Consider the following 19,593-nt stretch of genomic DNA (forward strand, 5'->3'; position numbering starts at 1 on the left):
TTACTCGCTGAAACGATTATCAATTTTAACGCTACCTTAAGCCTGGCTTCGTACATGCACGTTCCATATCAAAAAATCGATTAAACGTTTACATTACATTTGTTATGTTATAACGTTCCAAAAGTAACTTATTATGTGGAATGGATGTCATGCACGACTACTCTTTGCGTTTTGCAAATCTGGCGCTGGGTTATGAGGGTTTACCTGCGATACAAAATATTACCGGGACGATACAAAAAGGGTCCCTTACAGCCATCATCGGCCCTAACGGTTCTGGTAAGTCAACACTGCTTAAAGGTATCGCAGGGATTCTGGCTCCGTTAAGTGGCTCCTGTACCGTAGAACCAAAGGCGCGCATTGCCTATCTGCCACAAATATCGGAATTGGATCGCACTTTCCCTGCAACTGTTTCAGATTTAGTTTCCCTAGGTTTATGGCCTGAAAGAGGGTTATTCCATCATCACAGAATTGAGGATCGTAAACGGCTTACTGATGCATTGGGATCAGTAGGATTAGCAGGGTTTGAAAAAAGACAGCTTAGTGCATTATCCGGGGGCAGCTTCAACGCGCGCTCTTCGCACGGGTCATTCTTCAACAGGCAAACATCATCTTGCTTGATGAGCCTTTTAATGCCATTGACGCCACTACTATTGATGACTTGCTTGTGCTGATAAACCGCTGGCATGCTCAGAAACGTACTGTCTTAGCTGTCATGCATGATATCGGTCTGGTTAGAAATCATTTTCCACAGGCCATTTTGTTAAACGGTAAATTAGTGGCATGGGACGAAACAGAACAAGTTCTGCGCCATACCTCACTTCTACCGGCACAGAATATGGGCACAGCACGTGCTTTACCTGGGCAACATGAGGCTACACATTCATGAACTGGCTTCATGAATGGGTTCTAGCACCTTTTGTCGGCTTCGGTTTTATGCGCCGGGCGCTTTATGGTTCATTTCTGCTTTGTTTAAGCGCTTGCCCGGTTGGCGTTTTTTTAACATTACGCCGTATGAGTCTGGTTGGTGATGCCATGTCACATGCTATCTTGCCCGGTGCTGCATTTGGCTTCTTACTCTACGGATTAGATATATTACCGATGACTATTGGTGGGCTTGTCGCAGGGCTGATAGTCGCTATTTTTGCAGGGGCGGTTTCCCGCTTAACAGTGCAAAAAGAAGACGCTTCAATGGCTGCTTTTTATTTAATCTCACTCGCAGTCGGCGTGCTCATTGTATCGCTTCGAGGCTCAAGCGTGGATCTTATGCATGTCCTATTTGGAACTGTGCTTGCACTCAATCACGAAGCGCTGTTGTTAATTTTCTCTGTCGCGCTGCTCACACTTCTGCTGGTTTCTATATTCTGGCGCGCACTTATTGCTGAGTGCCTTGACCCTTTATTTCTTCGCTCCGTTTCACGATTGGGATCGCCAGTCCATTTTATTTTCCTGGCCCTGGTGGTACTGAATCTTGTCGCTGGTTTTCAGGCACTCGGCACTTTGCTCTCTGTCGGGGTAATGGTCTTGCCAGCTGTGACGGCTCGTTTCTGGACGAGACGTGTAGCAACAATGTGCATAGCCTCTGTCCTGATAGGAATGCTTGCATGTATAAGCGGTTTGTTATTTTCATTTCATTTTTCACTACCTTCAGGACCGTCAATCATATTATCTGTGGGAATTATGTATCTTGTCTCTGCTGCTGCCATGATGGTGAAAAACATCCACTTAAAAAAACTTCGTTAATCTTTTCACTACAAATCGAGGAAATTATTTAATGAGAAAACCCGGTTTTATATCTTTATGCATCCTGACGACATCTATGCTTTTTTTACTTTCCCGGCGAAAGCGAAAATTAATGTCATAGCAAGCTTTTCTGTTATTGGCGATATGGCAAAAAACATCGGTCGGGACCGCATCGAACTGCGTACTATTGTCGGCCCTAATGGCGATGCCCATGTTTATGAGCCCTCTCCTGCTGACGCGATCGCTATGTCTAAAGCGGATGTCATACTGGTAAATGGTTTACAACTTGAAGGCTTTATTTCACGGTTGATCGAGGCAAGTGAAACTTCCGCACCGGTAATTGAAACAACAAAAGGAGCAAATATTCTCCAGGACCCGGCAGGCGGACACTATCATTTTTATGACGGTAAAGCGGTCTTTCATGCTGCACCGTTTGATCCACATGCCTGGCAATCAGTAGGGAATTCCAGAATATATGTGAAAAATATTGCAGAAGCCTTTTGTGCACAAGATAAAAGTAATTGTGATTTTTATCAGGCTAATGCCCGTGCTTATGATGCAAAACTTGCGGATCTGGAAAATAAAATTATTAAGACTGTCGCTACGATCCCACAGGAAAAGCGTACTGTCGTCGTAGGCCATAATGCATTCAAATATTTTGAACAGGCATATGGTATACATTTCCTTTCCCCTCAGGGTATATCCACCGAATCAGAGGCCTCTGCCGCTGACGTTGCCGGCATACTTAAGAAAATTAAAGAAAATAACGCATCAGCTGTTTTTTCTGAAAATATTTCCAATCCACGTCTGGTTGAACAAATTGCCAGAGAAGCTGGCCTTAACGTGGCTGGCGTGCTTTATACAGATGCCTTGTCAGAACCAGGAGGACCGGCTTCTACCTACCTGGAAATGATGGAACATAACGTAACGGCGATTGCGACAGCGGCGAGCAATAGCCGTAATACCCAGCCATAAATACCCGCCGAACAGTTTTATATATGATGGAGAACATTATGAAGAAACGCTTATTATCTACTTCAATCTCAACGCTGCTTTTGGGCCTTTCTGTGATGCCTGCTTTCGCAGATGAAGACGTAACCGCATGGCGTCTGTTCGTCGCCGATCATGATAAACCCGTTGTGAATGTTATTGATGCACTGGATGGAGATAAGCTCGCAACATTTAATGTTAAAGGCCCTGCAAATTTATCTCGCAGCGAAAGTGGTGCCACAATTTTCGCTATCCAGGGTAGTGCTGGCGTAGTATCTACAATCGCTTCAGGCATTGCTTTCCATGATCACGGAGATCATGCAGACATTGATATTGACGCTCCCAAATTATTACCGCTGGAACTAACGGGTAAAAAACCTGGTCATTTTGTTGAACGTCAGGGCAAAATTGCCCAGTGGTTTGACGGGGAAGATAGCGCGCAAATCCTGGGTGAAAGCGCCGTTCTTAAAGGTCAGAAGAATATAACGAAAGTAAATGTTGTTGCGCCACATCACGGCGTTGCTGTTGCTTACGATAATTATGCTGTCGTATCCATTCCCAACCCTGATGATGCATCAAAACGACCTGTCGGCGCTCGCGTGGTGGACCTGCAAGGTAAAAAAGTGGGTGATGATGCCTTATGCCCCGGACTTCACGGCTCAGCCGGCTCGGGTGATACTTTTGCCCTATCATGTGAGACTGGCCTCCTGCTGATTACGCAAAAAAATGCGGCACCGGTTATCAGGCACCTTCCCTACGCGAAAACGTTGCCAGAGGGAAGCACATCCACCTTGATCGGTGGTAAGGGAATGCAATATTTTATCGGTAATAATGGGCCAGACCGGATTATTCTGGTCGATCCTACCGAATCGGATAGCTTCCGTTTGATTCAGTTGCCTACCCGTCGAGTCCATTTCGTTGTAGACCCGGTACGCGCGAAATTCGCCTATGTGTTTACAGAAGACGGAAAGCTTAATCAAATAGATGTCCTGAAAGGGGAAATTTCGCAGTCAGTGCGTGTCACTGATCCCTATTCAATGGATGGCCACTGGAATGATCCACGGCCGAGAATCGCAGTCGCTGACAATAAAATTTACGTCACCGATCCGTTGAAAAGTAAAATTATTGTGTTAGACGCTACTTCTTTTAAAAAGACCAGTGAAATTAGCGTCGAAGGGCAGCCATTTAATATTGTTGCAGTCGGCGGTTCAGGAAAAGTACATGGTGAACATCACGATCATGAAGCTCATCATCATGATGATCACGCTCATTAATACTTGTCAAACCTAACAACGCCTTTCATAGTAGATCTGCTGATAGCAGATCTACTTTCTGGCTTTAATAATCTTTTTGAATTTACCCTGGGAATAACATCCATGAATATCAAATTCCCTTTCATACTATTCACCTCACTTTACAGCATTTACTGCTCTAGTTGATTACACCAGAATCTTTTCAGCTTTCAGCTCTTACAAGTAATATATTTATTTAACTCTCTCAAAGCTTTTGATTACGCAACATTGAACACAAAGGGCAATTGCATCCAGGTACTGCCACAGCAGCACAGGTTCCTAAAGTCGTCGTCTGAAACTGCCTGCTATGCTGGCTGTAATAGTTACTGATGATGCTGTCTTCTGTTGCGCGCAACTGCTTTCCTGAAAGATCTGAACCAGTCGTATCTTTCGCCTGAAATGCCAGAGCCGGAGTCGAAGCCATTGTCAGGGAGAATGCAACTATCTTACTGATTTTCATGTTAACCTCTTGTTAAATCTTCCTCTGAAACTACAGTATGAGAAAACGCATAACAACTAGTTATCTTTCGGTATGCGGAATATGAGCCTGGATGTTATAAAATAACATAACACACCCACAAAAAAATGATACTATTGGGTAGTGATGTTCCTCTACAGAAGGCGTTCTGGCTGACTGTAACCAATGCGTACGCGGGCTATAATGGCCAGATATAGCCTGACATCACACACCTTGTCGTATTTTTGCAAGCTTAAACGCTTCAGGCCTGCCCATGTTGGACAGGCTTTTTGTTAATGCCGCTGAACAGGATCTAGTTTATTAGCTTTCTGATCCTCATTTCAGTGGTGAACATCGACTGAAAAATTACTGTGCAGCCGGGAAATGTAACGTAGTAAAAGCAGGAGGTAATGACTCCAACTTATTGATAGTGTTTTATGTTCAGATAATGCCCGATGACTTTGTCATGCAGATCCACCGATTTTGAGAGCGACAGCGACTTCCGTCCCAGCCGTGCCAGGTGCTGCCTCAGATTCAGGTTATGCCGCTCAATTCGCTGCGTATATCGCTTGCTGATTACGTGCAGCTTTCCCTTCAGGCGGGATTCATACAGCGGCCAGCCATCCGTCATCCATATCACCACGTCAAAGGGTGATAGCAGGCTCATAAGACGCCCCAGCGTCGCCATAGTGCGTTCACCGAATACGTGCGCAAACCGTCTTCCGGAGCCTGTCATACGCGTAAAACAGCCAGCGCTGGCGCGATTTAGCCCCGACATAGCCCCAATGTTCGTCCATTTCCGCGCAGACGATGACGTCACTGCCCGGCTGTATGCGTGAGTTTACCGACTGCGGCCTGAGTTTTTTAAGTGTCGTAAAATCGTGTTGAGGCCAACGCCCATAATGCGTGCACTGGCGCGACATCCGACGCCATTCATGGCCATATCAATAATTTTCTGGTGCGTACCGAGCTGAGAGGCGGTGTAAGTGAACTGTAGCTGCCATGTTTTACGGCAGTGAGAGCAGAGATAGCGCTGATGTCCGGCAGTACTTTTACCGTTACGCACCACGCCTTCAGTAGCTGAGCAGGAGGGACAGCTGATAGAAACAGAAGCCACTGGAGCACCTCAAAAACACCATCATACACTAAATCAGTAAGTTGGCAGCATCACCAAAGCAGGAAAATCCTTTGCCGTTTTCCCAAGTAATCTTTCAGGAGAGAAATCACTCAAAAGCGAAGAACGCTTATCGTGGAGAATCTCTTCCGCGCAAAGCCGTCCGATCAACGGCCCCAGAGTCATACCACTGTGCGTCACCATGAGGTAGATTCGTCGCTTACCAGAGATATAACCAAGCCCTGGAAGACCATCTGCCGGTCGGGAACGCTGCCCAACAGCTATACGTTCCAGCTGTGCCATTTCCATATTATTAAATAGCTTCCGTAGCCTTTTGTGCATTTCTTCACCGATATAGCTATCTACCGGTGCCGGATTTGCAGGATTGGCAAAGCTGTCAAGGTCGGGACACTGAAGCAGTAATCGCCCCCCTCCTTCTGGCCGGACATTTAACCCTGGCGTGATTAAATTCGCCTGTAACTGGGTTAACACCGGGCGCGTATAGCCCAGAAAACCACATGCGATTTTATTCGGCTGGTTCGGATCGATCATTGCCAGTTGCTGCCCAAGTAGCGAAGCGAGTTCGGCAGACCATCTTCCCGCCGCAATGACTATACTGTCTCCCTGCCAACGTTCGCCATTGGCAAGGCTTATCTCTGCCCTATTTTTTTCTTCAGTTAACTCTGTCACTTCGCTTTGTGTTTTCAGTTCGGCGTTATGAACATGAAGCTCGGACACCAGCCATGCCATAAAAACGGAAGGTACCAGTAAGCATTCACCTGGAAAATACCAGATATCTCCGGCATGAGATCCCACGCGGATTTCAGGAACTTTGCGCTTAAGTTCATCTGCGGAAAGGTTCTGAACAGGATAGTTCAGTTCCAAAAGACGGCTGACCCGGTCTTGTAACCGTTTTTGCTCTGGCGCACCAGCCGCCCATTCATAAGTCCCAGTCGCTTTTAGCCAATGACCTTCTGTGGTCCGTTCCTGTTGTAGCCGGATATGCTCGTCAATCGCCAGGGCATTGAGATGATGATAACTTTCTGGTGTTTTGCCATCTGAATTAATCCAGGCAAAAGTCGTGCTGCTTGTCCCCGCCCCCACATGGCTACGCTCAAAAACAGTGACTTTTGCTCCCTGTTGCGCCAGGGAGCGGGCCACGGACAGGCCGAGTACGCCTGCACCAATAACTGCTATTTTTTTGACCGACATGCCTTTCCTCCTTTTTATCAGCTTCCTGACGTTGGGCTTTCTTATGGCTTATCGCCAAGTTCATTCAATACGATTTCCATTGAAGGGGCTGATGTAAGCTTATCTTTATATTCAGCCGATATGTCAGGAAGGCTGGTAAACTGACCATCAAGAAAAAGAAAATCTATCTTATTGGCAAGATCCTCCAGCGCTTCGATTTCTGTTTTGAGATTTTCCCCCTTTTCCTTATTGCCATCCAGAAGCCAGTCAATGGTGCCGTTTTGTTTGGTTAATCCACCAAGATCAATGACATGACCATCGATATTCTGTGCAAGAATGCGGTTTTCACACAGGAAAAGTAGATAAGGCATACGGTCCTGTTTACTGGTTTCGACCATAACTGCTTCCTCCAGATTATTGGGCTGATACAAACGATTCGTCAGAATTCGCAATAAAGATAAGAATTAAAGTATAGAAATTCTCGCTGATTATGACGTTTACTCTCAGCGGTGCTCCTGCTTAGCGACTAAGGAATTTTGTCAACAGGGAATCAATATTCCCGTTTATGTTGATTAAGCAACTGGGCTACTGTATTGGCAAAATAAGTCAGTATTCCATCCGCCCCGGCGCGTTTGAAGCACATAAGTGATTCAAGCACCGTTTTTTCTTCGTCCAGCCAACCATTTCGGAAAGCGGCCATATGCATCGTATATTCCCCTGAAACCTGATAGGCAAAGACGGGTACTGCAAAAGTTTTCCTGGCTTCCCTGATAATATCCAGGTAAGGCATGCCCGGCTTAACCATCACCATGTCTGCCCCTTCCTGCAAATCCTGGGCAATTTCATGCATAGCTTCCATTGCATTCGCCGGATCCATCTGATAGCTTTTTTTGTCCCGTTTACCCAGTGATACAGCAGATTTCGTCGCCTCGCGAAAAGGACCATAATAGTTCGACGCGTATTTTGCTGAATACGCCATTATCTGGATATTAAGCAGTCCATTCGTTTCAAACGCTTGTCTGATATGACCGATGCGGCCATCCATCATGTCGCTTGGAGCGACAATATCTGCGCCTGCTTCGGCGTGGGTAAGCGCCTGTCTGGTGAGAATTTCTTTTGTCGGCTCATTAAGTACATATCCATTTTCGTCAGTGATGCCGTCCTGACCATGTGTCGTATAGGCGTCAAGAGCAACGTCAGTTATCACCCCGAGTTCAGGAAAAGCCTTTTTCAGCGCCCTTACAGCTCGCGGTACTAAACCGGATGGATCCCACGAAGCGTCTGCCATCAGCGATTTAGCAGAACTTTCTATACACGGAAATAGTGCAATAGCAGGTATACCTGCCTGAACAAATTGCGCGGCATCATGAAGCAACATATCAACCGACAGACGAAATACGCCCGGCATCGACGGCACTTCCTGTCGCAGGTTTTGCCCCTCAATAATGAATACCGGTAAAATCAGGCCATCTACGGTCAGCTGATTTTCAGCGACCAGACGGCGACTGAAAGAATGGGTGCGAAAACGGCGCAGTCGTCGTGCCGGGAAAGAACCAGGAATAATAATACTCACAAGATTTGCCTCTTCTGAATTCTCGGGGAGAAGTTATGCCTGAGCAAAATAAATACGTGGCTAGCGACAGAATTCCAGTGGCAGGCCGTACTTCTGCTGTATGGTGCGCCCATTCCAGATAACGTGGCCATTTACCAGCGTCATATCAACCGCCCCGCCTGACAAAATCCGGCCTTCAAAGGGGGACCACCCGCATTTGTATGCCACATCCTCCCGGATTATCTGTTGATGACTAAACGGATCGATAACCACCAGGTCCGCCCAATAGCCTTCTCTGATATAGCCACGATCTTTGAGCTGGAAGCGCTCGGCTACAGCATGGCTGGTCTTTCTCACCACCATTTCCGGGGTAAAAATCCCCCTGCTGCTCATATCCAGCAGTGCAGGAAGAGCATGCTGCACCAGCGGTAAGCCGGAAGGCGCAGCAAAATAGTCATTCTGCTTTTCCTCCAGCAAATGCGGCGCATGGTCAGTCGCGATAACGTCAATAATGCCTTCATTAACGCCTCTCCAGAGGGCTTCCTGATGAAAAGAGGATTTTACGGATGGATTACATTTGAGCTTATGCCCCAGCATTTCATAATCGTCATAATTAAAAAACAGGTGATGAACGCAGGCTTCAGCTGTAATGGTTTTCTGGCGCAGCGCCTCCAGCGTGGGGGCAGCATCAAAGAGAGCGAGTTCATCTGCGGTGGTGATATGCAGGACATGTAATCGGGTACGATGTTTTTTCGCCAGAGAGACGGCCTGGTGGGAAGATGTCAGGCAGGCGTCCACAGAACGAATAGCGGCATGTTCGCCAGCAGGAATAGCGTCCCCCAAACGAGCCCGCCATGTCTCCTCATTATGCTTTATTGTCGGGGTATGCTCGCAATGTGTTGCTACCAGGCAGGGTGCGTTGGCGAAAATACTTTCCAGGATCTGTTCATCGTCCACCAGCATATTTCCGGTAGAAGCTCCCATAAACACCTTCACCCCACAGGCTTGCGAAGCCGTAAGCGCTTTCAGTTCGTCAAGATTATCGTTCGTCGCGCCGAAGTAAAAACTGTAGTTCGCCAGCGAAGAATGCGAGGCACGTTGAAATTTCTCACGCAGCGCCTGAAGGGTCGTTGTTGGTGGCGTAACGTTAGGCATCTCCATAAAACTGGTAATGCCTCCCATTACAGCGGCAGCTGATTCACTGGCAATGGTTCCCTTATGCGTCAGACCGGGTTCGCGGAAATGAACCTGATCGTCAATCATACCGGGGATCACCCATTTCCCTCGCACATCAATAACCTGCCATTCCGTTCGGGAGGGAATAAGCGAGGCAATTTTCTGGATCCGTCCTTTATCAATGAGGATGTCGGCCGGATAGCGCAAGTCTTCATTGATTATTAATGCATTGGTCAGTAATAAAGGCTTCATGACATCCCGCTCCCGATGCTGTTGCGCTCCAGTATCGATGAGATAAACGCGCCGATTAAATAACGGTTTGCTTCTGCTCGTTTTGCAAAGGGTTGCAATCCCGGCGTTTCAGTGCACGCTGCGACGTCGGAACAGGAAGAAAACAACCATGATTCAAATGACGAATCGAAATGGTTAAAAATAATGCCATCCTCACATTCACAACCATCAACTCGCTCTTTTTCCATGACCGGGAAAAAGCGTTCAAGTTCATCACGTAATGCCACGCTGAAATGACCCAAGCGAGTAGCATGTTCGAAAGTGTAGAGATACGCCTTATGACGAAGAATATCTTCATGGCAACAGAGCACACCATGACTTGCTGCGTTTTTCAGAAGCGTTTCATAGTTGAGCAGTACTTTTCCTTCAATAGAAGGCTCGACTTCTGCACCTTTGGTAAAGCCTCGGTTTGGATTCTGTCCAAGACTATTAAGGCGGCTACCAGTGCGCAGACCAGAGAGGTTTACAAGCGGTAAAAAACTCACGGCTACGTTATCAAACAATTCAGGGGAGCCCTCGCGCAAAAAATCCAGCATCCCCCAACATCCCGCGGGTTCTTCTCCATGAAACCCTGCCGCAATCAGTACGTGAGGAACATCTGCCCCCTGATTAACAGACTGATAGAGTGATATTTCTCCATCACCAGTATTACTAAGAATGATCTCGGAAAGCCCCCATCGCCTGGACTGTTCTCTGAACGCCGTTTTATAAAAATCGATATCGTTGCTTTGGGTATCATCCTCCTTCACCGGCCAGACGTGACGACCGCTCTCGCGTCGGGGGATATCGCTTCTGCTTTGCTTAATCAAGGTGAACCTCCGGTGGCTGGCAAAATATTTTGATAGCGTCTGCCGCCTCATTGAGTAACAGCGTCCCCATGCACCTCCCGGTACGATCGCGCACCGTGACACGCGCCGCATTCTCCTCCGCATCGCCAACGATCAGCAGGAAAGGAATGCGGGCCAGAGTCTGTTCACGGATTTTAAATCCAATTTTTTCATTGCGGAGGTCGGCCTCACAACGCAGCCCTTTCTTGCGAAGCGCCTTCAAAACCTGCTCCGCATAGTGATGCTGCTTGTCGGTAATCGTCATGACCACGGCCTGAACCGGCGACAGCCAGGCGGGCAGTTTACCGACGTAATGTTCAAGAAGGATACCGGTGAACCGCTCAAGGGAGCCGAAGAGCGCCCTGTGCAACATCACCGGGCGTTTTGTCGAGCCATCCTCGGCAATATAGCCAATATCAAATCGCTCAGGCAGATTCATATCCACCTGTAGCGTTCCGCACTGCCAGTCACGACCAATCGCGTCGCGTAACACAAACTCCAGTTTAGGGCCATAGAAGGCACCTTCACCGGGATTTACCGACCATTGTAATCCCTGCGCTTCCAGAGAGGCTGAGAGCGCGTTTTCCAGCCTATCCCAGTCTGCGTCGCTTCCCATCCGCTTTTCAGTACGAGTGGATAACTTGATTGCGACCTCTTCAAATCCAAATTGCTTATAAATATCAAGCACCAACTGAAGGATACTTTTACATTCCCCCTCGACCTGTTGCAGCGTGCAAAAGATATGCGCGTCATCCTGAGTAAAATGGCGGACCCGTAATAAGCCATGCAGCGATCCAGAGGGTTCATAACGATGGACTTTACCAAATTCAGACAGGCGAACGGGTAAATCGCGGTAACTCTTGATCCCGTATTTAAACAGCGATACCGCCCCAGGACAGTTCATCGGCTTGAGAGCGAAATTCCGGCCATCCTCGGTTTGTGTCGTAAACATATGATCACGATAATTATCCCAGTGACCGGAAATTTCCCACAGGCTGCGGTCCATGACATCAGGCGTATTGACCTCAACGTAACCCGCCACCTCATGGCGGCTACGCATATAGGCAATAAGCGACTGAAAGATTGTCCACCCCCTGGGATGCCAGAAAACCGCGCCTGGCGCATTGTCCTGAAAATGAAACAAATCCAGCTCCCGACCCAGCTTGCGATGATCACGTTTCTCCGCTTCTGCCGTTTTCTCAAGCCAGCCATCAAGCTGTTTTTTGCTGGCCCATGCCGTGCCATAAATCCGCTGTAGCTGTACATTGTTGGCTTCACCACGCCAGTAAGCACCGGATACGTTAAGCAACTTCATATTTTTTAGAAAACGAAGATCCGGAACCAATGGGCCATTAAAGCCGTCCGTGAACTGCCTGAGATGGCATAGTGTCACCGACTTATCTGCCAGTATTTCCATCAACTCCGTTGATTTGAATTTCTCGCCCCGCTGCTCAAAACAGTCAATAGCCTGTGCCCGCGTGACCTGCTCTTTAATAATCGGCGGGTTTTCAGCGATCAGACTTGTCATGTGCTGCTCAATCATCCCCAGGTCATCGCGAGTAAAAGGTTTATCTACCGCGAAATCGTAATAAAACCCTTCCTTAGTCAGTTGCCCTTCAACCATCCTGGCCGAGGGAAACAGCTGTTTTACAGACGCTGCGAGAAGGAGAAGACAACCTCGGCGAATCGGGCCCAACGCTTCTTCATCAAAAACTGTAATGATATTGAGCTTTCCACTGTTCTTTGCTTTCTCAAGCAGATCCACACATTTACCATCAATTTCCGCGTACACAGCGCTTTTCGCGACGGAAGAACCGATGCTTTCTGCAACGTTCTGCAAAGTTGCCCCTTTTCTGACGTGCTTCAGAGAGCCATCAGGAAGAGTAAAAGTGAGAGGTTCTGACTCTGTTATAGGCGCTTCTGACATTTTCATATCCCAACATAGCTCAGTGATTAACAGCAACTATGTTGCATTAATGCACATTTTAACGCAACAATGTTGCATTAAAAGTGGCATGTCTGAGATATCAGCGCTTGCATAAGCCATGAAATACTGTGCCATCAGCTCTTAAATGATAAAGATAATTTTTCTCATTTAAATATAGCCTGTGCTATGTTGCATAGTATAAGCTATGTTATAACATTACTAATTATTAACAAACAGTGATTTCATCAGGAGATAACCATGCTTCAACTAAAGACGGTAAAGATAATCCTGTTAAGCACCTTTATCACAGGACTGACAGCTATTCATGGCGCTTATGCTGCTGAAAAGTTTAAGGTCATCACGACATTCACGGTAATTGCTGACATGGCACAGAACGTGGCAGGGGACGCCGCCGAAGTCAGTTCGATTACCCGGCCTGGCGCAGAAATCCATGAATATCAGCCTACAACCGGAGATATAAAGCGTGCTCAGGGGGCACAGCTAATCCTTTCAAATGGCTTCAACCTCGAACTCTGGTTTCAAAAATTTTATCAACGATTGAAAAACGTACCGGATGTGGTGGTCACTACAGGTATCACTCCAATAAGCATTACCGAGGGTCCGTATGATGGAAAACCAAATCCTCATGCCTGGATGTCGCCTGATAATGCACTGATTTATGTAGATAATATTCGTGATGCGCTGGTGAAATACGATCAGGGAAATGCTGAAACTTACAAAGCCAATGCGGACGCCTATAAACAAAAGATCCGTCAGACGCTTGAACCGCTGCGTAAACAAATAGAAACCCTCCCTGCCGAACAGCGCTGGCTGGTATCGAGCGAAGGCGCATTTTCTTATCTGGCACGCGATCTGGGACTGAAAGAACTCTATCTATGGCCGATTAATGCCGATCAACAGGGAACCCCGCAACAGGTTCGTAACGTAATCGATAAAGTCCGGCAGAATAAAATTCCGGCGGTATTTAGCGAAAGTACCGTTTCCAATAAACCAGCCCGTCAGGTCGCACGCGAAACAGGTGCACATTATGGGGGCGTACTTTATGTGGATTCCCTGAGCGCAGCAAATGGCCCGGTTCCCACCTACCTTGATCTGCTGAACGTCACTACCCGGACAGTGGTACAGGGTTTGCACAGCGGAATGAAGGAGTAAAAGATGAGCCAGGCGGCAGGCATCACAGTAGCGGGCTTAACTGTTGTTTATCGTAACGGCCATAAGGCATTACAGAATGCATCATTCAGCGTCCCTAAAGGTTCGAACGCGGCCCTGCTGGGGGTAAATGGTTCCGAAAAATCCACACTATTCAGGGCAATGATGGGATTCGTATCCCCTTCATACGGAACGATTTCACTTCTCGGGATGCCTCCTGCACAGGCGCTTCGCCGCAATATTATTGCCTATGTACCTCAGTCCGAGGAAATTGACTGGTCGTTCCCGGTATTGGTGGAAGATGTCGTCATGATGGGCCGGTATGGCCATATGGGTATGCTGCGTAGAGCGGGGTAAAGAAGATCGCAGGATCGTTAATGATGCGCTTGAGCGTGTAGATATGCTTCCTTACCGCCACCGGCAGATTGGTGAATTATCCGGAGGGCAAAAGAAGCGGGTGTTCCTCGCGCGTTCTATTGCACAACGGGGCAAAGTAATCCTTCTTGATGAGCCTTTTACCGGTGTGGATGTCAATACCGAAAAGAAAATCATCACGCTGCTTGGCGAACTGAAAGAAGAAGGCAGCACCCTGGTGGTTTCAACGCATAACCTTACCTCCGTATCCTAATATTGTGATTATACCGTTCTGGTGAAAGGCACCGTGCTGGCAAGCGGTCCTGTCGCCACGACATTTACGCCGGAAAATATAAAAAAGACGTTTAGTGCAAACATTGAGAGTGAGTCAGATATATTGCCAGTTCAGGGAGGATCAACACAGCCAAATTATCAACCTTCCGCTGAATATGAAGATAAAGGCAGGTCATCATGAGCTGGCTTCTGGAGCCTTTTGGTTATCAATACATGCTCAATGCCATGTGGATTTCGGCAATGGTCGGAGGAATATGTGCTTTTTTATCCTGTTATCTGATGTTGAAGGGTTGGTCACTAATTGGCGATGCGCTGTCCCATTCTATCGTACCCGGAGTAGCTGGCGCTTTTATGCTGGGACTGCCCTTCTCGGTGGGTGCGTTTGTTTCTGGCGGGCTGGCAGCAGGCAGCATGTTCCTTCTTAATCAACGTACCCGTCTAAAAGAAGATGTCATCATTGGTTTGATCTTTTCATCCTTTTTCGCGCTTGGATTATTTATCATCTCGCTGAATCCTGTTTCGGTAAATATACAATCAATCATTCTGGAAAATATCCTGGCGGTTCCGCCAGAAGATATTCTTCAGCTTACCGTCATTGGCATTATTTCGGTTATTACGTTGTTATTAAAATGGAGAGATTTATTACTGACCTTTTTCGATGAAAATCATGCGCGGGCGGTAGGATTACATCCGGAAAGGCTTAATATATTATTTTTCCTTCTGTTAACCCTCTCCACCGTTGCGGCATTACAGACCGTAGGCGCGTTCATGGTGATCTGCCTTGTGGTAACGCCTGGCGCAACGGCCTGGCTGCTTACTGATCGCTTCCCCCGCCTGGTCTGTATTGCGGTGACCATAGGCAGTGTCACCAGCTTTCTGGGTGCGTGGGCAAGTTATTACCTTGATGGCGTAACGGGTGGCATTATCGTGGTCGCTCAGACCCTCATTTTCTTGCTGGTGTTCATTTTCGCCCCGGTACATGGCTTACTGGCGAACCGCCGATCGGTTTCTCAGTCAAAAGGACCGCGTAAATGCTGAATATGCTCATTGAACCTTTCCGCTTTGACTTCATCAATTATGCCCTTATAATCGCGCTGCTGGTCTCTGTTCCCTGCGCCCTGCTGTCTGTTTTTCTCGTGCTGAAAGGTTGGGCTCTGATGGGGGATGCCATGAGCCATGCCGTGTTTCCCGGGGTTGTACTGGCCTGGATTGTAGGGTTGCCATTAGGCACCGGAGCTTTTGTGGCTGGATTATCCTGTGCTTTACTTACCGGATATATTAAAGATAACAGCCGCATAAAGCAGGATACGCTGCTGGGTATCATTTTTTCGGGTATGTTCGCCTCCGGACTGATTTTGTATGTCTCAGTCCGTCCGGATGTTCCGCTTGAACATATCCTCTTTGGCGACATGCTTGGTATAAACGCCACCGACATACTCCAGACGGGCACCATTGCCTTATTTATACTGCTGATTAGCGGAATTAAATGGCGTGATTTCCTGCTTTACTGTTTTGATATTCAGCAGGCCAGGGTCAGTGGACTACGGACGGGATGGCTCTATTACGGATTACTGAGCATGATTTCGCTTACTGTTGTCGCCACGCTAAAGTCCGTGGGGATTATTTTATCCGTCTCTTTGCTTATCGCGCCCGGTGCTATTGCAGTTCTTTTGACGCAACGATTTAACAACGCATTATTCATCGCTGTGGCTTTATCGGCTCTGGTATCAACGACCGGCGTTTACCTCTCTTATTTCATTGATAGTGCGCCTGCGCCAACGGTTGTTTTGCTTTTTGCCCTAGTATTTATAGTTATTTTTATATACTCAAGCTTTAAATATAATGAGAAATATCTCTGAGGAAGTTGATATTTTATGAAAAAAGCAATTATCTTTCTCCTTTCATTTTATAGCTGCGTGGGATTCGCTGAGCCTCAGCAGGCACGAAGCGACTATTCTATTGAAGAAAGTCAGGCGATAGTTAACAAAATCCTTCATACCACTTCGTTGTACAGAAATGGCCTCAGCTATAATGAACGCGTTGCTGAGATATCCTCCCGTTTCCTCGGAACGCCTTACCAGGCGCATACACTGATTGGATCATCTTCGATGCAAGAGAGGCTGGTCACTAATCCCAGTACCGTGGAATGTTTTACTTTTCTTGATTATGTTCGCTCCATGGCGCACGCCAGTAGCTGGCAAACTTATGTATCTGAACTTGTTAAGACTCGTTATACAAACGGAATGATTGATTTTACTGGCAGAAAACATTTTTTCACGGACTGGGCGGTCATATCTCCGCGAAATGCACAAGATGTTACTCAGGACATCAGTCCGTATACTATTACTGTCAACAAACAGCTAAACCAAAAGAATAAAAAACAAGAATATGTTAAGGGTCTCGGCATTATCTCACGACGGATAAGTTACATACCGGCTTCTGCAATAGATAAAGAGGTAATAAATAAACTGCAAACAGGTGATTATGTGGGTATTTATTCAACAAAAAGAGGCCTGGATGTTTCACATGTTGGGATCATTATCAAAGACCACAATAACATCTGGTTCAGAAATGCATCGTCATTAGCGAAAAACAGAAAGGTAGTTGACTCACCTTTTATTAGATACATGGCTACAAAACCGGGTATTGTAGTTTTACGAGACAAAACAGATCAATACCCCTGAAAAGTAGAATAGTGTGTCAGGCAATAGCGCCTTTCCCCACTCCCTCAAAGGCATGGACTTCTATTTTCGCTGCGGGTAAACCGTGCTCAATTGACTGCCTGATAAATAAAGCCAGTGACTCAACCGTGGTATCACACGGCAGAATATCTACTACCTCAGAACAAAGCATGATTTCAAAGTATCCCTGAGAACTCCGCCAGGAAGAACATGTCAGCCCCTTATGCCAGTATGCAACGGCACGCGGTGAAAGTGTTGTCACTGTAACGACATCTTCCCGGCTTAATAGATAAGCGTTATTCCATCGCGTTGCCCACTTCTGTTCCCACATATGGCTTCGCTCACCATCCACAAAAATTCTGATCGCAGAGCGATGCCCATGCGCTATTCTCTGGCAATTTCCGCGGTGTTTTTTCAGTCCATGCGAGTAGTGATAACTGTCCCCATTAATACTTTCCGGCCGTAACGTTATCGTTATGTCTTTTACTCCTTGCGGCAAACACGCCAGTAAATGTTTTTCTATTTGGGATTCAAGGCAACGGGAATTAATATTATCTGTTTGGACCAGCCAGAAACTCTCCTGCGGCCCGGAAATAAAACACTGGGTCTCCCCATTCTTGCGCAGCATGGCGACTTCCGTCGTAGTGCCTGCATGACTAACAATAATATGACTATTTTGTTCCGGCACAATCAGGACATGATCGGCCAGTTTATCAATTTCATGTTTGATACTTTTTTTAGCATGTGAGAAATCCATTACCATTGACTCAGCATTCAGATCTCCCTCAAGAATAATATCAACAATAAGGCTATCGCCAATCAACCCGGATTCCGCATCAAGGAAACTAAAATCCATGACCGTCAGATCATTAATAAAAAGTTTCACCGCTACCTCTTTAATAAAACAGAAAAGCCTCTTCCGCAAAAGGAAAGAAGAGGCAAGTATCATTTTGCTACATTAATAACAAATCGTTAATAATACGGTGTTACGTTAACGGCACTAGCCGAGCCATACTCAGAATTCATTGCGTAACTTCTGATAACCTTCGACCAGTTTAACGTTGGTACTGGCCACTTCTTCTGAAAATTGTAAAGAAGCGGGGTCTACCCTCGAATAACTATTAAGATCGGAATCAGGCCCCACGCGTTCCGTTGATGGAATATAGGTATTCTCAGGCAAGGTAACGCCATCCACAACTGCATTATAGCGAATAACACAACCAGTCTGAATATGACAGTTAAACAACACGCTGTTGAATCCAATAAATACCCGCTCGTCAACCTGACAGGGGCCATGCACTATTGCACGGTGGGCAATAGACGTTCCGCTTCCTATTGTCACTGGCGCGCCGCTTTTTGAGTGAATAACCACCCCGTCCTGAATATTAGAGTGGGAATGGATAATGATAGGATCCATATCCCCGTCTGCATTTAGCTCGTCAGCCCGGATAACCGCATAAGGTCCGACGTAAACATAATCATGAATAATGACACGTCCACAAATTACCGCGGTGGGATCGATATAGGCCTTTGTTGACACCACTGGGGTATGACCTGATGGGTTTTTACGTAACATTTTTACTTCCTTTCCAGTGAATACGGGCAACGGCATTATGAGGATGCAGGCTTTCCTGATGCTCAACCCTGATATCAAATGCTTCACAAAAGGGTGCACAACGAAAAACGTTATTGAGCCGACGGGCAGCATCTTCGCAAAACATCAGATTCTGACCGTTAGCCACCGCAAAAGCCTGTTCGTCGCTCCGCTTGACAACCGTTTGCACGGCTGTCCCGAGAGCAACTTCAGCATAATCAATCAGTTCAATCACAGGCAGTGATTTTGCTTCAGGATTAAGACGGATACTCACCCATGCCCAGCTTCGCTGGCTGTGCGGGGTTGCCGGCATTCCTTTCTCAACAAGCCAGTCGGCTATTTCTGCTGCCGGGAGCCTGTCGATCCTGTTACCAAAGTCTTTGCTAAACTGCAAACCCGCGACGTGGCGGCTAAGTGCAGCGGAAGCCGGGCAGGTGGACGAATAAGGGATACCCACTTTGAGGGTAACCGTAAAAGATTGCCTGAGTTCGGCGCTCAGAGTCAGAGGATAAGCTTTCCAGCCGGAGTGATTAGAATTTAACGACTTACGCGACAGTAACAAATCCCCTGAAATCTCAATACTGGCTTCATCACTACGTCCCTGATGAGATACCAGAAATGCTTTCAACACATGTTGCAATAATGCCGGTGTGATTTCCCCTTGTGTCAGTTCGTCCAGAAGAAGATAAAGACGAGACATATGGATCCCCTTTTCAGCTTCAGGTGAACTGAGAAGGTTTATGCCGGCATTGACCTTTGCTGATACCGGCCTGCCTGCGATGTCTATCGGCAGGTCAATTTGTTCCATGCCAACCCAGGATAATGACTCGCCCTCACCGTCACCCTTAGTGGACTGAATATCCGGTAGCATTCCGGGGCATAAGGTTTGTTTGGCTGCAATACTCATATATACCTGCCTGATCTGATATTTACTCTCATCCCT

19 protein-coding genes and 2 pseudogenes are annotated in these 19,593 nt (G+C 47.0%); 9 read left to right on the forward strand and 12 right to left on the reverse strand.

Annotated elements, in window-relative coordinates; translation table 11 throughout:
- Window positions 1-149 precede the first annotated feature (149 nt).
- The 4 genes from DR88_RS28255 to aztD all read left to right on the forward strand — a co-directional run bounded on the left by DR88_RS28255 (window position 150) and on the right by aztD (window position 4,004).
- The gene (locus DR88_RS28255; RefSeq protein WP_223367906.1) at window positions 150-671 is read left to right on the forward strand and encodes an ATP-binding cassette domain-containing protein; all 522 of its coding nucleotides are present in this window, start codon (window positions 150-152) and stop codon (window positions 669-671) included.
- 211 nt (window positions 672-882) lie between these two features.
- Window positions 883-1,740, forward strand: coding sequence for a zinc ABC transporter permease AztB (aztB, locus tag DR88_RS11270; RefSeq protein ID WP_001104308.1), 858 nt, complete (start codon window positions 883-885; stop codon window positions 1,738-1,740).
- A gap of 57 nt (window positions 1,741-1,797) precedes the next feature.
- The gene (gene aztC, locus DR88_RS0126130) at window positions 1,798-2,715 is read left to right on the forward strand and encodes a zinc ABC transporter substrate-binding protein AztC (protein WP_004150559.1); all 918 of its coding nucleotides are present in this window, start codon (window positions 1,798-1,800) and stop codon (window positions 2,713-2,715) included.
- Window positions 2,716-2,753: 38 nt separating this feature from the next.
- Window positions 2,754-4,004, forward strand: coding sequence for a zinc metallochaperone AztD (gene aztD / locus DR88_RS11265; RefSeq protein WP_025862107.1), 1,251 nt, complete (start codon window positions 2,754-2,756; stop codon window positions 4,002-4,004).
- A gap of 223 nt (window positions 4,005-4,227) precedes the next feature.
- Here aztD and DR88_RS28260 read toward each other — a convergent pair whose 3' ends face one another.
- The 9 genes and pseudogenes from DR88_RS28260 to thrS form a co-directional block, all read right to left on the reverse strand.
- On the reverse strand, window positions 4,228-4,482 hold the full coding sequence (locus DR88_RS28260; RefSeq protein ID WP_004150562.1) for a hypothetical protein: 255 nt from the start codon (window positions 4,480-4,482) through the stop codon (window positions 4,228-4,230).
- Window positions 4,483-4,900: 418 nt separating this feature from the next.
- Window positions 4,901-5,402: pseudogene (locus DR88_RS31630) on the reverse strand (IS1 family transposase).
- Window positions 5,321-5,596 carry an IS1-like element transposase gene (locus tag DR88_RS31635; protein WP_064750609.1) on the reverse strand — a complete coding sequence of 92 codons (276 nt, stop codon included), beginning with the start codon at window positions 5,594-5,596 and terminating at the stop codon, window positions 5,321-5,323. Before DR88_RS31635 ends, DR88_RS31630 begins: the two are co-directional and overlap by 82 nt.
- Window positions 5,597-5,629: 33 nt before the next feature.
- Window positions 5,630-6,805 (reverse strand): NAD(P)/FAD-dependent oxidoreductase, encoded by a 1,176-nt coding sequence (locus DR88_RS11255; protein WP_004150563.1) that lies wholly within the window; start codon window positions 6,803-6,805, stop codon window positions 5,630-5,632.
- Window positions 6,806-6,846: 41 nt separating this feature from the next.
- The gene (locus tag DR88_RS11250; RefSeq protein ID WP_016529170.1) at window positions 6,847-7,182 is read right to left on the reverse strand and encodes a hypothetical protein; all 336 of its coding nucleotides are present in this window, start codon (window positions 7,180-7,182) and stop codon (window positions 6,847-6,849) included.
- Between the two features lie 152 nt (window positions 7,183-7,334).
- Window positions 7,335-8,357: a porphobilinogen synthase gene (gene hemB, locus DR88_RS11245; protein WP_004150565.1), complete on the reverse strand. Its 1,023-nt coding sequence runs from the start codon at window positions 8,355-8,357 to the stop codon at window positions 7,335-7,337.
- A 60-nt stretch (window positions 8,358-8,417) separates the two neighbouring features.
- Window positions 8,418-9,764, reverse strand: a complete 1,347-nt coding sequence (locus DR88_RS11240) for a dihydroorotase (protein ID WP_000803506.1) — start codon at window positions 9,762-9,764, stop codon at window positions 8,418-8,420.
- The gene (locus tag DR88_RS28270; protein WP_000595497.1) at window positions 9,761-10,612 is read right to left on the reverse strand and encodes a M14 family metallopeptidase; all 852 of its coding nucleotides are present in this window, start codon (window positions 10,610-10,612) and stop codon (window positions 9,761-9,763) included. The genes DR88_RS11240 and DR88_RS28270 overlap by 4 nt, the downstream gene beginning before the upstream one ends.
- Window positions 10,605-12,563 carry a threonine--tRNA ligase gene (thrS, locus tag DR88_RS11235; RefSeq protein WP_004150566.1) on the reverse strand — a complete coding sequence of 653 codons (1,959 nt, stop codon included), beginning with the start codon at window positions 12,561-12,563 and terminating at the stop codon, window positions 10,605-10,607. Before thrS ends, DR88_RS28270 begins: the two co-directional genes overlap by 8 nt.
- A gap of 252 nt (window positions 12,564-12,815) precedes the next feature.
- Between thrS and DR88_RS11230 the strand changes: the two genes are divergently transcribed.
- From DR88_RS11230 to DR88_RS11215, 5 genes and pseudogenes are all read left to right on the forward strand, one after another.
- Window positions 12,816-13,730 (forward strand): metal ABC transporter substrate-binding protein, encoded by a 915-nt coding sequence (locus tag DR88_RS11230; protein WP_000939730.1) that lies wholly within the window; start codon window positions 12,816-12,818, stop codon window positions 13,728-13,730.
- A gap of 3 nt (window positions 13,731-13,733) precedes the next feature.
- Window positions 13,734-14,556: pseudogene (locus tag DR88_RS0126140) on the forward strand (manganese/iron ABC transporter ATP-binding protein).
- Window positions 14,553-15,413 (forward strand): iron/manganese ABC transporter permease subunit SitC, encoded by an 861-nt coding sequence (gene sitC, locus DR88_RS11225; RefSeq protein WP_016531964.1) that lies wholly within the window; start codon window positions 14,553-14,555, stop codon window positions 15,411-15,413. Before DR88_RS0126140 ends, sitC begins: the two are co-directional and overlap by 4 nt.
- Window positions 15,407-16,234, forward strand: a complete 828-nt coding sequence (locus tag DR88_RS11220) for a metal ABC transporter permease (RefSeq protein WP_004141222.1) — start codon at window positions 15,407-15,409, stop codon at window positions 16,232-16,234. The genes sitC and DR88_RS11220 overlap by 7 nt, the downstream gene beginning before the upstream one ends.
- Before the next feature lie 15 nt (window positions 16,235-16,249).
- Window positions 16,250-17,059 carry a DUF1460 domain-containing protein gene (locus DR88_RS11215; protein ID WP_004150573.1) on the forward strand — a complete coding sequence of 270 codons (810 nt, stop codon included), beginning with the start codon at window positions 16,250-16,252 and terminating at the stop codon, window positions 17,057-17,059.
- Window positions 17,060-17,075: 16 nt separating this feature from the next.
- Here DR88_RS11215 and DR88_RS11210 read toward each other — a convergent pair whose 3' ends face one another.
- The 3 genes from DR88_RS11210 to folE2 form a co-directional block, all read right to left on the reverse strand.
- Window positions 17,076-17,942 carry a tunnelling fold family protein gene (locus DR88_RS11210; protein WP_151393778.1) on the reverse strand — a complete coding sequence of 289 codons (867 nt, stop codon included), beginning with the start codon at window positions 17,940-17,942 and terminating at the stop codon, window positions 17,076-17,078.
- A 129-nt stretch (window positions 17,943-18,071) separates the two neighbouring features.
- Window positions 18,072-18,632: an LbetaH domain-containing protein gene (locus DR88_RS11205; protein ID WP_025862101.1), complete on the reverse strand. Its 561-nt coding sequence runs from the start codon at window positions 18,630-18,632 to the stop codon at window positions 18,072-18,074.
- A complete protein-coding gene (gene folE2, locus DR88_RS11200; RefSeq protein ID WP_000020322.1) occupies window positions 18,622-19,557 on the reverse strand; it encodes a GTP cyclohydrolase FolE2 in 936 nt (311 codons plus the stop codon). Before folE2 ends, DR88_RS11205 begins: the two co-directional genes overlap by 11 nt.
- Between the last annotated feature and the right edge of the window lie 36 nt (window positions 19,558-19,593).

This window comes from Klebsiella pneumoniae (assembly GCF_000742135.1).
Lineage (GTDB): Bacteria > Pseudomonadota > Gammaproteobacteria > Enterobacterales > Enterobacteriaceae > Klebsiella > Klebsiella pneumoniae.

Coding starts and splice junctions, on each gene's coding strand:
- aztB (WP_001104308.1), top strand. CDS start 883: ATGAACTGGCTTCATGAATGGGTTCTAGCACCTTTTGTCGGCTTCGGT.
- DR88_RS28260 (WP_004150562.1), bottom strand. CDS start 4,482: ATGAAAATCAGTAAGATAGTTGCATTCTCCCTGACAATGGCTTCGACT.
- DR88_RS11250 (WP_016529170.1), bottom strand. CDS start 7,182: ATGGTCGAAACCAGTAAACAGGACCGTATGCCTTATCTACTTTTCCTG.
- DR88_RS11205 (WP_025862101.1), bottom strand. CDS start 18,632: ATGTTACGTAAAAACCCATCAGGTCATACCCCAGTGGTGTCAACAAAG.
- folE2 (WP_000020322.1), bottom strand. CDS start 19,557: ATGAGTATTGCAGCCAAACAAACCTTATGCCCCGGAATGCTACCGGAT.
- DR88_RS11220 (WP_004141222.1), top strand. CDS start 15,407: ATGCTGAATATGCTCATTGAACCTTTCCGCTTTGACTTCATCAATTAT.
- sitC (WP_016531964.1), top strand. CDS start 14,553: ATGAGCTGGCTTCTGGAGCCTTTTGGTTATCAATACATGCTCAATGCC.
- DR88_RS11240 (WP_000803506.1), bottom strand. CDS start 9,764: ATGAAGCCTTTATTACTGACCAATGCATTAATAATCAATGAAGACTTG.
- DR88_RS28255 (WP_223367906.1), top strand. CDS start 150: ATGCACGACTACTCTTTGCGTTTTGCAAATCTGGCGCTGGGTTATGAG.
- aztD (WP_025862107.1), top strand. CDS start 2,754: ATGAAGAAACGCTTATTATCTACTTCAATCTCAACGCTGCTTTTGGGC.
- DR88_RS11255 (WP_004150563.1), bottom strand. CDS start 6,805: ATGTCGGTCAAAAAAATAGCAGTTATTGGTGCAGGCGTACTCGGCCTG.
- thrS (WP_004150566.1), bottom strand. CDS start 12,563: ATGAAAATGTCAGAAGCGCCTATAACAGAGTCAGAACCTCTCACTTTT.
- DR88_RS11215 (WP_004150573.1), top strand. CDS start 16,250: ATGAAAAAAGCAATTATCTTTCTCCTTTCATTTTATAGCTGCGTGGGA.
- DR88_RS11230 (WP_000939730.1), top strand. CDS start 12,816: ATGCTTCAACTAAAGACGGTAAAGATAATCCTGTTAAGCACCTTTATC.
- aztC (WP_004150559.1), top strand. CDS start 1,798: ATGCATCCTGACGACATCTATGCTTTTTTTACTTTCCCGGCGAAAGCG.